This window comes from Enterobacter cloacae complex sp. 370H10 (genome assembly GCF_050031535.1).
Lineage (GTDB): Bacteria > Pseudomonadota > Gammaproteobacteria > Enterobacterales > Enterobacteriaceae > Enterobacter > Enterobacter intestinihominis.
The window spans coordinates 4,736,908-4,748,326 of record NZ_JBLGWG010000001.1 but is presented as its reverse complement, the minus strand read 5'-3'; the positions used below and the strand labels follow the sequence as shown (position 1 = coordinate 4,748,326).

Sequence of the window (11,419 nt, the reverse complement as noted above, 5' to 3'; positions counted from 1 at the left end):
GGTAACGAAAGATGGCTTTACGTAAACGCTTTATCGCGGGCGCAAAATGCCCGTCCTGCCAGGCGCAAGATACGCTGGCCATGTGGCGGGAGAATAATATCGATATTGTTGAGTGTGTTAAGTGCGGTCACCAGATGCGTGAGGCCGACAAAGAAGCCCGCGATCACGTTCGCAAAGAAGAGCAAGTGATCGGCATTTTTCATCCAGACTAGCGATATGCTCTGAGTTTTTTTAAGCTTAAGGGTACACGGGTGCAGAATTCCGCTACAATCTGCGCCAGCAATTTTCCCACGCTCAGGAGATATCATGAAAGTAGCAAAAGACCTGGTGGTCAGCCTGGCCTATCAGGTACGTACAGAAGACGGTGTGTTGGTTGATGAGTCTCCGGTGAGTGCGCCGCTGGACTACCTGCATGGTCACGGTTCCCTGATTTCCGGCCTGGAAACGGCGCTGGAAGGTCATGAAGTTGGCGACAAATTCGACGTTGCTGTCGGCGCGAACGACGCTTACGGTCAGTATGATGACAACCTGGTTCAGCGCGTTCCTAAAGACGTGTTCATGGGCGTTGACGAGTTGCAGGTTGGCATGCGCTTCCTGGCTGAAACTGACCAGGGTCCGGTTCCGGTTGAAATCACAGAAGTTGAAGACGACCACGTTGTGGTTGACGGCAACCACATGCTGGCTGGTCAGAACCTGAAGTTCAACGTAGAAGTTGTTGCTATCCGTGAAGCGACCGAAGAAGAGCTGGCTCATGGCCACGTTCATGGTGCGCACGGTCACGACCATGACCACGATCACGGCCACGACGGCTGCTGCGGTGGTCACGGCCACGATCATGGTCATGACCACGGCCACGGTAAAGGTGGTTGCGGTAACGGCGGCTGCGGCTGCCACTGATTCCGTACTGCGGAAAATAAAAAAGCGGGATAATCCCGCTTTTTTTACGCCTCAATAATGAGGTGGTGGCGTCTCTTCAGCCTGAGAGGCGATGTGCGACGACTGCGTTGCCTTCACTTTTTCAGTGAGAAGTCGCATCAAATCGCGCATTTTTGCCATTTCAAGCTCATGAGCCGTCACGGTCTGGTTCAGTTCTTCGATGGTGATGTCCTGAAAAGCCAGGCGGCTTTCCAGCTCAGCCAGTCTCGCTTCGATCGTTGTATCCTTCATCATTCACCTCGTTTATCTCTCATGCGCCATAATGGACCAGCGGCGGCGAAGTTTATCTGACTTTTTCCTTAAGTACAGTATCCATCTCCCTGACAAGAAACTTATTTAAACAAAAATAGTCTGAAAAGAAGCGACATTCGGGGGAGTCTGTCTGTAGATTTCTTCCACAACGTTTTATAGTACGTCACTCATTTACGTTTAACACTGGGGTGAGAGACCTCAGGTCCTGGAGATATGGATGAAATCACTGTTTAAAGTTACGCTGCTGGCGACCACTATGGCTGTAGCGCTCAATGCGCCGCTGTCTTTCGCTGCTGATACTGCTGCGAAGCCTGCTGCGACTACAGACAGCAAAGCGGCATTCAAGAATGACGACCAGAAATCCGCCTACGCACTTGGCGCGTCTCTGGGCCGTTACATGGAAAACTCTCTGAAAGAACAAGAGAAACTGGGCATCAAACTGGACAAAAACCAGCTGATCGCAGGGGTTCAGGATGCGTTCGCAGACAAGAGCAAACTGTCTGACCAGGAAATCGAGCAGACTCTGCAAGCGTTTGAAGCGCGCGTGAAAGGCGCCGCTCAGACCAAGATGGAAGCAGACGCTAAAGATAACGAAGCGAAAGGCAAAGCCTACCGCGATAAGTTCGCTAAAGAGAAAGGCGTTAAAACGTCTTCTACTGGCCTGATCTATAAAGTTGAGAAAGAAGGTACCGGCGACGCGCCTAAAGACAGCGACACCGTTGTAGTTAACTACAAAGGTACGCTGATCGACGGTAAAGAATTCGATAACTCTTATACTCGCGGTGAGCCTCTCTCCTTCCGTCTGGACGGTGTGATCCCGGGCTGGACCGAAGGCCTGAAGAACATCAAGAAAGGCGGTAAAATCAAGCTGGTCATCCCACCGGATCTGGCTTACGGCAAAACCGGCGTTCCGGGTATCCCGGCTAACTCTACGCTGGTATTTGATGTAGAACTGCTGGACATCAAACCGGCGCCGAAAGCGGATGCGAAAACAGACGCACCGGCTGACGACAAAGCCGCAGCAGCTAAGAAGTAATGCTGAAAAAAACCGCCGCCTTTACAGGCGGCGGTTTTTTTATTGTGGGGCAGATATAATTAACACTGGAAAGCGTTATACACGCTGTATTAATTTAGTTGTCCGTGTAGATAATGAGCCTGCCCTGAAAACCTAACGACAGGCTCCTGAAAAGGAGTGTTTTTTTCATGTCCAGGTCGCTTTTAACCAACGAAACCAGTGAACTTGATTTGCTGGATCAACGTCCATTTGACCAGACCGACTTCGATATTCTGAAATCCTACGAAGCGGTAGTGGACGGGTTAGCGATGCTCATTGGTTCCCACTGCGAAATCGTATTGCATTCCCTGCAAGATCTTAAGTGTTCCGCTATCCGCATTGCGAATGGTGAGCACACTGGCCGTAAAATTGGTTCGCCAATCACCGACCTTGCATTGCGTATGTTGCATGACATGACCGGCGCGGACAGCAGCGTCTCAAAATGCTATTTCACCCGCGCCAAAAGCGGCGTGCTGATGAAATCAGAAACTATCGCGATTCGAAACCGCGAACACCGGGTGATCGGTCTGCTGTGCATCAACATGAACCTTGATGTGCCATTCTCGCAAATCATGAGCACTTTCATTCCGCCAGAAACGCCGGACGTGGGCTCATCGGTGAACTTTGCCTCTTCTGTTGAGGATCTCGTGACACAGACGCTGGAGTTCACCATTGAAGAGGTGAATGCCGATCGCAACGTATCCAACAACGCCAAGAATCGTCAGATCGTCCTGAACCTCTATGAGAAAGGGATTTTTGATATCAAAGATGCCATCAACCAGGTGGCCGATCGCCTGAATATCTCCAAACACACGGTTTACCTCTATATTCGCCAGTTCAAAAGCGGCGACTTCCTGGGGCAAGACAAGTAATGCGTTTTGCGTTAATGGTGACGGGCCCGGCGTACGGTACCCAGCAGGCCAGCAGCGCGCTACAGTTTGCCCATGCGCTGCTTGATGCCGGTCATGAACTGGCAAGCGTCTTCTTCTATCGTGAAGGGGTCTATAACGCGAACCAGTTTACGTCCCCGGCGAGCGATGAGTTTGACCTTGTGCGCGCCTGGCAAAAATTAAACGAAACGCAGGGCGTCGACCTGCATATCTGCGTCGCGGCGGCACTGCGTCGCGGCGTGACGGATGCGACTGAAGCCGAACGCCTTGGTCTGGCAGGGGCTAACCTGCAACCGGGCTTTTCGCTCAGCGGATTAGGCGCATTAGCACAGGCGGCGTTGACCTGCGACAGAGTGGTGCAATTTTGATGAAGCGCGTAGCGTTTGTTTTTACTTCTGCCCCGCATGGCAGCGCTTCAGGCCGGGAAGGGCTGGATGCATTGCTCGCGACCTCGGCTTTAACCGAAGATATTGGCGTCTTCTTTTTAGGCGATGGCGTATTCCAGCTTCTGGCAGGCCAACAACCGCAGGCTATTCTTGCGCGCGACTACATTGCGACCTTTAAAGTTCTGCCGCTCTATGACATTGAAACCTTCTATGTGTGCGCCGACTCGCTGGCCGCTCGTGGGTTAAATGAGAAAATACCGTTCGTGCTGGACGTGACGATCCTGACATCTTCTGCGCTGCGCGAACAACTTTCTCACTACGATACCGTTCTGACTTTCTGAGGCTATCATGCTCCATACCCTGAGCCGTTCACCGTGGCAATGCGATATCGACACGTTACTGAGCATGCTGCGCGAAGGCGATGATCTGCTGCTGATTCAGGATGGTGTGCTCGCGGCGCTTGATGGCAGCCGTTTTGTTGAAATCCTCGCTAATGCCCCCATAACAGTCTCTGCGCTTAAAGAGGATCTGGATGCGCGGGGTCTTTCTGGTCAAATTTCAGCCAAAATTGACGTGGTTGGCTATACTGATTTCGTCAATCTTACTGTGACGCACGCCAGTCAAATGAACTGGTGATTTGAGATCGCTGTATATTTCTTGACACCTTTTCGACGTAGCCCTAAAATTTCGCGTCCTCATATTGTATGAGGTCGTTTTATTACGTGTTTACGAAGCAAAAGCTAAAACCAGGAGCTATTTAATGGCAACAGTTAACCAGCTGGTACGCAAACCACGTGCACGCAAAGTTGCAAAAAGCAACGTGCCTGCGCTGGAAGCCTGCCCGCAGAAACGTGGCGTATGTACTCGTGTATATACCACCACTCCTAAAAAACCAAACTCCGCACTGCGTAAAGTATGCCGTGTGCGTTTGACTAACGGTTTCGAAGTGACTTCCTACATCGGTGGTGAAGGTCACAACCTTCAGGAGCACTCCGTGATCCTGATCCGTGGCGGTCGTGTTAAAGACCTTCCGGGTGTTCGTTACCACACCGTTCGTGGTGCGCTGGACTGCTCAGGTGTTAAAGACCGTAAGCAGGCTCGCTCCAAGTACGGCGTGAAGCGTCCTAAGGCTTAATGGTTCTCCGTTAAGTAAGGCCAAACTGATTTATCTTAATGTCAAACTAAACTCGTAGAGTTTTGGACAATCCTGAATTAACAACGGAGTAATCCCATGCCACGTCGTCGCGTCATTGGTCAGCGTAAAATTCTTCCAGATCCGAAATTCGGATCAGAACTGCTGGCAAAATTTGTAAATATCCTGATGGTAGATGGTAAAAAATCTACTGCAGAAGCAATCGTATACAGCGCGCTGGAGACCCTGGCTCAGCGTTCTGGTAAAAATGAACTGGAAGCTTTCGAAGTCGCTCTCGACAACGTGCGCCCGACTGTAGAAGTTAAGTCTCGCCGCGTTGGTGGTTCTACTTATCAGGTTCCAGTTGAAGTTCGTCCGGTTCGTCGTAATGCTCTGGCAATGCGTTGGATCGTTGAAGCTGCTCGTAAACGCGGTGATAAATCCATGGCTCTGCGTCTGGCGAACGAACTTTCTGATGCTGCAGAAAACAAAGGTACTGCAGTTAAGAAACGTGAAGACGTTCACCGTATGGCAGAAGCCAACAAGGCGTTCGCACACTACCGTTGGTAATCCCTTCGGAGTCGTAGTCACCAGGCGGGCGCTTCAGAGAAGCCGCCCGCTCTGGGTAACTTAACTGAACGCCTAAAGATATAAACGAGGAATCAAATGGCTCGTACAACACCCATCGCACGCTACCGTAACATCGGTATCAGTGCGCACATCGACGCCGGTAAAACCACTACTACCGAACGTATTCTGTTCTACACCGGTGTAAACCATAAAATCGGTGAAGTTCATGACGGCGCAGCCACCATGGACTGGATGGAACAGGAGCAGGAGCGTGGTATTACTATCACCTCCGCAGCGACTACTGCTTTCTGGTCAGGTATGGCTAAGCAGTACGAACCGCATCGCGTAAACATCATCGACACCCCAGGGCACGTTGACTTCACCATCGAAGTAGAACGTTCCATGCGTGTTCTTGACGGCGCGGTAATGGTTTATTGCGCAGTTGGTGGTGTTCAGCCACAGTCTGAAACCGTATGGCGTCAGGCTAACAAATATAAAGTTCCACGCATCGCGTTCGTTAACAAAATGGACCGTATGGGTGCTAACTTCCTGAAAGTTGTTGGCCAGATCAAAACCCGTCTGGGCGCGAACCCTGTTCCGCTTCAGCTGGCAATTGGTGCTGAAGAAGGCTTCACCGGTGTTATCGACCTGGTGAAAATGAAAGCCATCAACTGGAACGAAGCAGATGCGGGCGTTACCTTCGAATACGAAGATATCCCGGCAGAGATGCAGGACCTGGCTGACGAATGGCACCAGAACCTGATCGAATCCGCAGCAGAAGCTTCTGAAGAGCTGATGGAGAAATACCTGGGTGGTGAAGAACTGACTGAGCAAGAGATCAAATCTGCTCTGCGTCAGCGTGTTCTGAACAACGAAATCATCCTGGTAACCTGTGGTTCTGCGTTCAAGAACAAAGGTGTTCAGGCAATGCTGGATGCGGTAGTTGACTACCTGCCATCCCCGGTTGACGTTCCTGCGATCAACGGCATCCTGGACGACGGTAAAGATACTCCGGCTGAGCGTCACGCAAGTGATGACGAGCCGTTCTCTGCGCTGGCGTTCAAAATTGCTACCGACCCATTCGTGGGTAACCTGACCTTCTTCCGCGTTTACTCTGGTGTGGTTAACTCCGGTGACACCATCCTGAACTCCGTGAAATCGGCGCGTGAACGTTTTGGCCGTATCGTACAGATGCACGCTAACAAACGTGAAGAGATCAAAGAAGTTCGTGCGGGCGACATCGCTGCTGCTATCGGTCTGAAAGACGTGACTACTGGTGACACCCTGTGTGACCCGGATCACCCGATCATTCTGGAGCGTATGGAATTCCCTGAGCCGGTAATCTCCATCGCGGTTGAACCAAAAACCAAAGCTGACCAGGAAAAAATGGGTCTGGCTCTGGGCCGTCTGGCGAAAGAAGACCCATCATTCCGCGTATGGACTGATGAAGAATCTAACCAGACCATCATCGCTGGTATGGGTGAACTGCACCTGGACATCATCGTTGACCGTATGAAGCGTGAATTCAACGTTGAAGCGAACGTGGGTAAACCTCAGGTTGCTTACCGCGAAGCGATTCGCGCGAAAGTTACCGATGTTGAAGGTAAACACGCTAAGCAGTCTGGTGGTCGCGGTCAGTACGGTCACGTTGTGATCGACATGTACCCACTGGAGCCGGGCTCTAACCCTAAAGGTTACGAGTTCATCAACGACATCAAAGGTGGTGTAATTCCTGGCGAATACATCCCTGCCGTTGATAAAGGTATCCAGGAGCAGCTGAAAGCTGGTCCTCTGGCTGGTTACCCGGTTGTAGACATGGGTGTTCGTCTGCACTTCGGTTCTTACCACGACGTTGACTCCTCTGAACTGGCGTTTAAACTGGCTGCGTCTATTGCCTTTAAAGAAGGCTTTAAGAAAGCAAAACCAGTTCTGCTTGAGCCAATCATGAAGGTTGAAGTAGAAACTCCGGAAGAGAACACCGGTGACGTTATCGGTGACTTGAGCCGTCGTCGCGGTATGCTGCGTGGTCAGGAATCCGAAGTAACTGGCGTTAAGATCCACGCTGAAGTTCCGCTGTCTGAAATGTTCGGATATGCAACTCAGCTGCGTTCTCTGACCAAAGGTCGTGCATCATACACTATGGAATTCCTGAAGTATGATGATGCGCCGAACAACGTTGCTCAGGCCGTTATCGAAGCCCGTGGTAAGTAATCCACAGGATTAAAACCTAAGTCCCGTGCTCTCTCCGAAGGGGAGAGCACTATAGTAAGGAATATAGCCGTGTCTAAAGAAAAATTTGAACGTACAAAACCGCACGTCAACGTTGGTACTATCGGCCACGTTGACCATGGTAAAACTACCCTGACTGCTGCAATCACTACCGTACTGGCTAAAACCTACGGCGGTGCTGCTCGTGCTTTCGACCAGATCGATAACGCACCAGAAGAAAAAGCTCGTGGTATCACCATCAACACTTCTCACGTTGAGTATGACACCCCGACTCGCCACTACGCACACGTAGACTGCCCAGGCCACGCCGACTATGTTAAAAACATGATCACCGGTGCTGCGCAGATGGACGGCGCGATCCTGGTTGTTGCTGCGACTGACGGCCCTATGCCTCAGACTCGTGAGCACATCCTGCTGGGTCGTCAGGTAGGCGTTCCTTTCATCATCGTGTTCCTGAACAAATGCGACATGGTTGATGACGAAGAGCTGCTGGAACTGGTAGAGATGGAAGTTCGTGAACTGCTGTCTCAGTACGATTTCCCAGGCGACGATACCCCAATCGTTCGTGGTTCCGCGCTGAAAGCGCTGGAAGGCGAAGCAGAGTGGGAAGAGAAAATCATCGAACTGGCTGGCTACCTGGATTCTTACATCCCAGAACCAGAGCGTGCGATTGACAAGCCATTCCTGCTGCCAATCGAAGACGTATTCTCCATCTCCGGTCGTGGTACCGTTGTTACCGGTCGTGTAGAGCGCGGTATCATCAAAGTTGGTGAAGAAGTTGAAATCGTTGGTATCAAAGAGACTGCGAAGTCTACCTGTACTGGCGTTGAAATGTTCCGCAAACTGCTGGACGAAGGCCGTGCTGGTGAGAACGTTGGTGTTCTGCTGCGTGGTATCAAACGTGAAGAAATCGAACGTGGTCAGGTTCTGGCGAAGCCAGGCTCAATCAAGCCACACACCAAGTTCGAATCTGAAGTGTACATTCTGTCCAAAGACGAAGGCGGCCGTCATACTCCGTTCTTCAAAGGCTACCGTCCACAGTTCTACTTCCGTACAACTGACGTGACCGGTACCATCGAACTGCCAGAAGGCGTAGAGATGGTAATGCCAGGCGACAACATCAAGATGGTTGTGACTCTGATCCACCCAATCGCGATGGACGACGGTCTGCGTTTCGCAATCCGTGAAGGCGGCCGTACCGTTGGCGCGGGCGTTGTTGCTAAAGTTCTGGGCTAATTAATTATCCCTGAAATAAAAAGGACGCTTCGGCGTCCTTTTTTGTTTTCTGCCGTTGGGCATTGTCATAAAAATTCGCATTTTTTGCTTTCTCCCGCCACGTATTCCGACGCCCGTGCTATTGTAATCATAACCATTCTCACTTACACTTTGCGCATATTTTGAACGGGAGTCTTTATGTACGTTTGTTTATGTAATGGTGTAAGCGACAAAAAAATTCGTCAGGCCGTTCGCCAGTTTCAACCACAATCTTTCCAGCAGCTTCGTAAGTTTGTTCCGGTGGGAAATCAATGCGGTAAATGCGTTCGCGCAGCGCGTGAGATCATGCAGGACGAACTGATGCAGATCCCGGAATTCAAAGAGATCGCGTAAGCCTCCATCTTTTTTTTGACATCCCCGTAGCCCGATCTACGCTTCAATGAGTGGAAGCGGAGGGACTATATAATGAAAGGTGATGTTAAAATCATAAGTTATCTCAATAAATTATTGGGAAATGAGCTTGTCGCAATCAATCAGTATTTTCTCCATGCAAGAATGTTCAAAAACTGGGGACTGACTCGCCTCAACGATGTTGAATACCATGAGTCCATTGATGAAATGAAACACGCCGATAAATATATTGAGCGTATTTTATTCCTCGAAGGCATTCCTAACCTACAGGATCTCGGAAAACTGGGCATCGGAGAAGATGTTGAAGAGATGCTGCGTTCTGATCTCCGGCTAGAGCTGGAGGGTGCAAAAGACCTGCGTGAAGCCATTGCCTATGCGGACAGCGTACATGACTACGTCAGCCGGGATATGATGATCCAGATCCTGGCCGATGAAGAAGGGCACATCGACTGGCTTGAGACCGAACTGGATCTCATTAGCAAAATTGGCCTACAGAACTACCTTCAGTCTCAGATCAAAGTGGAAAGTTAATCAGGCTTTCCCAGCCAACGCATAAACCCGCTGCCGCCAGAAATGGCCCAAAAGGCAGTGGGTTTTTTAATGCCTGCTTATCAGGGTTGAACAACGAGAAACCAACCAGATACAGCAGAGCCATTAACGCGGCCACTAATGCCAGTACTGGCAGTACACACCAGCCATGCCATGCTCCCAGCGCCGCAAGATATTTTATGTCGCCATACCCCATCCCTTCACGTCGGCAGATGAGTCGATATCCCCAATAGATAACGGCGAATCCGGCGTATCCTGCCGTCGCACCCACTACCGCGCTCGGCAAAAAATCAGGATGAAGACAAAGCTGGTAGAGCAGGCCCGTCCATAGCAGCGGGCAAAGGAATTTATCGGGAAGCAGCCCCGTGCGAATATCGGTGCGTACAAGCAAGGCCGATAACGCAAAATAGATCAGCAGAAAGGGGAGGGACATTAGCATAGCGAGAGCCTCAAAATGGTTTGAGCGCATACTCGTAACAATCTGCATGCCCGGCAATGTGTAAAAACAACAATTGCATAGCGGCTTCAGACAAAGAGTTGAGAAGGGATACTTTGCATAAAAAATTGCGAGGCCTTACGCAGAGTACGACTTTGGCGCTTAATTTCTAAACGGCACTTGCGTCTTTCGCTGATTTACGTATAATGCGCGGGCTTGTCGTAATTGACGGCGGGTTCAATCTGAACCAGAGTAGCTCACTTTGTTACTCAACAATGCTCCCAATTGGGGAGCTACGTAAGAACGGTTACACTCTCCCATCAATCGTAATGGGTTTGAGGAGTAATCATTTTCGTTTATAAAATAATTGGAGCTCTGGTCTCATGCAGAACCAAAGAATCCGTATCCGCCTTAAAGCGTTTGATCATCGTCTGATCGATCAATCAACCGCGGAAATCGTCGAGACTGCTAAGCGCACTGGTGCGCAAGTCCGTGGTCCGATCCCGCTGCCGACCCGCAAAGAGCGCTTTACCGTTCTGATCTCTCCGCACGTTAACAAAGATGCGCGTGATCAGTACGAGATCCGCACTCACAAGCGTCTGGTTGACATCGTTGAGCCAACTGAGAAAACCGTTGATGCTCTGATGCGTCTGGATCTGGCTGCCGGTGTAGACGTGCAGATCAGCCTGGGTTAATCAGGTCATCGAGCGATTGAGAGGTTGATACAATGATTGGTTTAGTCGGTAAAAAAGTGGGCATGACCCGCATCTTCACTGAAGATGGCGTTTCAATCCCAGTAACCGTAATCGAAGTTGAAGCAAACCGCGTTACCCAGGTTAAAGATCTGGCTAACGATGGCTACCGCGCTGTTCAGGTGACCACTGGTGCTAAAAAAGCTAACCGTGTAACCAAACCAGAAGCGGGTCACTTCGCTAAAGCTGGCGTAGAAGCTGGCCGTGGTCTGTGGGAATTCCGTCTTGCTGAAGGCGAAGAGTTCACCGTAGGTCAGGACATTAGCGTTGAGCTGTTTGCTGACGTTAAAAAAGTTGACGTAACCGGTACCTCTAAAGGTAAAGGTTTTGCTGGTACCGTTAAGCGCTGGAACTTCCGTACCCAGGACGCTACTCACGGTAACTCCTTGTCTCACCGCGTTCCGGGTTCTATCGGTCAGAACCAGACTCCGGGCAAAGTGTTCAAAGGCAAGAAAATGGCAGGTCAGCTGGGCAACGAACGTGTAACCGTTCAGAGCCTGGACGTAGTACGTGTTGACGCTGAGCGCAACCTGCTGCTGGTTAAAGGTGCGGTCCCGGGTGCAACCGGTAGCGACCTGATCGTTAAACCAGCTGTGAAGGCGTAAGG

The 11,419-nt window shown here is 50.7% G+C and carries 17 protein-coding genes; 15 read left to right on the top strand and 2 right to left on the bottom strand.

The features are described from left to right. The first annotated feature begins 11 nt into the window (after window positions 1-11). Both ACQG2Q_RS23525 and slyD read left to right on the top strand, forming a co-directional pair. A complete protein-coding gene (locus tag ACQG2Q_RS23525) occupies window positions 12-212 on the top strand; it encodes a YheV family putative zinc ribbon protein (protein WP_022649597.1) in 201 nt (66 codons plus the stop codon). A gap of 94 nt (window positions 213-306) precedes the next feature. Then, on the top strand, window positions 307-897 hold the full coding sequence (gene slyD, locus ACQG2Q_RS23520) for a peptidylprolyl isomerase (RefSeq protein ID WP_003861691.1): 591 nt from the start codon (window positions 307-309) through the stop codon (window positions 895-897). 51 nt (window positions 898-948) lie between these two features. Here slyD and ACQG2Q_RS23515 read toward each other — a convergent pair whose 3' ends face one another. Next, a complete protein-coding gene (locus tag ACQG2Q_RS23515; RefSeq protein ID WP_023298761.1) occupies window positions 949-1,167 on the bottom strand; it encodes a protein SlyX in 219 nt (72 codons plus the stop codon). 238 nt (window positions 1,168-1,405) lie between these two features. On the opposite strand from ACQG2Q_RS23515, the gene fkpA reads away from it, so the two are divergent. The 11 genes from fkpA to bfr all read left to right on the top strand — a co-directional run bounded on the left by fkpA (window position 1,406) and on the right by bfr (window position 9,606). After that, complete coding sequence (fkpA, locus tag ACQG2Q_RS23510; protein ID WP_003861695.1) at window positions 1,406-2,224, top strand: FKBP-type peptidyl-prolyl cis-trans isomerase; 819 nt, start codon at window positions 1,406-1,408, stop codon at window positions 2,222-2,224. A 167-nt stretch (window positions 2,225-2,391) separates the two neighbouring features. Beyond that, window positions 2,392-3,114, top strand: coding sequence for a helix-turn-helix transcriptional regulator (locus tag ACQG2Q_RS23505; protein ID WP_003861697.1), 723 nt, complete (start codon window positions 2,392-2,394; stop codon window positions 3,112-3,114). After that, a complete protein-coding gene (tusD, locus tag ACQG2Q_RS23500; protein ID WP_003861699.1) occupies window positions 3,114-3,500 on the top strand; it encodes a sulfurtransferase complex subunit TusD in 387 nt (128 codons plus the stop codon). Before ACQG2Q_RS23505 ends, tusD begins: the two co-directional genes overlap by 1 nt. Further along, the gene (tusC, locus tag ACQG2Q_RS23495) at window positions 3,500-3,859 is read left to right on the top strand and encodes a sulfurtransferase complex subunit TusC (protein WP_023298759.1); all 360 of its coding nucleotides are present in this window, start codon (window positions 3,500-3,502) and stop codon (window positions 3,857-3,859) included. Before tusD ends, tusC begins: the two co-directional genes overlap by 1 nt. 7 nt (window positions 3,860-3,866) lie before the next feature. Continuing rightward, complete coding sequence (gene tusB, locus ACQG2Q_RS23490; protein WP_022649592.1) at window positions 3,867-4,154, top strand: sulfurtransferase complex subunit TusB; 288 nt, start codon at window positions 3,867-3,869, stop codon at window positions 4,152-4,154. A 124-nt stretch (window positions 4,155-4,278) separates the two neighbouring features. Beyond that, window positions 4,279-4,653: a 30S ribosomal protein S12 gene (rpsL, locus tag ACQG2Q_RS23485; protein WP_000246815.1), complete on the top strand. Its 375-nt coding sequence runs from the start codon at window positions 4,279-4,281 to the stop codon at window positions 4,651-4,653. Between the two features lie 96 nt (window positions 4,654-4,749). Continuing rightward, window positions 4,750-5,220 (top strand): 30S ribosomal protein S7, encoded by a 471-nt coding sequence (rpsG, locus tag ACQG2Q_RS23480; protein ID WP_003861706.1) that lies wholly within the window; start codon window positions 4,750-4,752, stop codon window positions 5,218-5,220. Window positions 5,221-5,316: 96 nt separating this feature from the next. After that, on the top strand, window positions 5,317-7,431 hold the full coding sequence (gene fusA, locus ACQG2Q_RS23475; RefSeq protein ID WP_022649591.1) for an elongation factor G: 2,115 nt from the start codon (window positions 5,317-5,319) through the stop codon (window positions 7,429-7,431). Window positions 7,432-7,500: 69 nt separating this feature from the next. Next, entirely contained in the window at window positions 7,501-8,685 is a 1,185-nt protein-coding gene (gene tuf / locus ACQG2Q_RS23470) for an elongation factor Tu (protein ID WP_017693880.1), read from the top strand. Window positions 8,686-8,862: 177 nt separating this feature from the next. Continuing rightward, window positions 8,863-9,057 carry a bacterioferritin-associated ferredoxin gene (gene bfd / locus ACQG2Q_RS23465; protein WP_003863268.1) on the top strand — a complete coding sequence of 65 codons (195 nt, stop codon included), beginning with the start codon at window positions 8,863-8,865 and terminating at the stop codon, window positions 9,055-9,057. Window positions 9,058-9,129: 72 nt separating this feature from the next. Beyond that, on the top strand, window positions 9,130-9,606 hold the full coding sequence (gene bfr, locus ACQG2Q_RS23460) for a bacterioferritin (RefSeq protein WP_003863270.1): 477 nt from the start codon (window positions 9,130-9,132) through the stop codon (window positions 9,604-9,606). Here the strand turns inward: bfr and ACQG2Q_RS23455 are convergent. Continuing rightward, entirely contained in the window at window positions 9,590-10,063 is a 474-nt protein-coding gene (locus ACQG2Q_RS23455; protein WP_048966381.1) for a prepilin peptidase, read from the bottom strand. The genes bfr and ACQG2Q_RS23455 overlap by 17 nt on opposite strands. Before the next feature lie 380 nt (window positions 10,064-10,443). Between ACQG2Q_RS23455 and rpsJ the strand changes: the two genes are divergently transcribed. Next, the gene (gene rpsJ, locus ACQG2Q_RS23450) at window positions 10,444-10,755 is read left to right on the top strand and encodes a 30S ribosomal protein S10 (protein ID WP_001181005.1); all 312 of its coding nucleotides are present in this window, start codon (window positions 10,444-10,446) and stop codon (window positions 10,753-10,755) included. A 32-nt stretch (window positions 10,756-10,787) separates the two neighbouring features. Continuing rightward, on the top strand, window positions 10,788-11,417 hold the full coding sequence (gene rplC, locus ACQG2Q_RS23445; protein WP_006178923.1) for a 50S ribosomal protein L3: 630 nt from the start codon (window positions 10,788-10,790) through the stop codon (window positions 11,415-11,417). Window positions 11,418-11,419 lie beyond the last annotated feature (2 nt).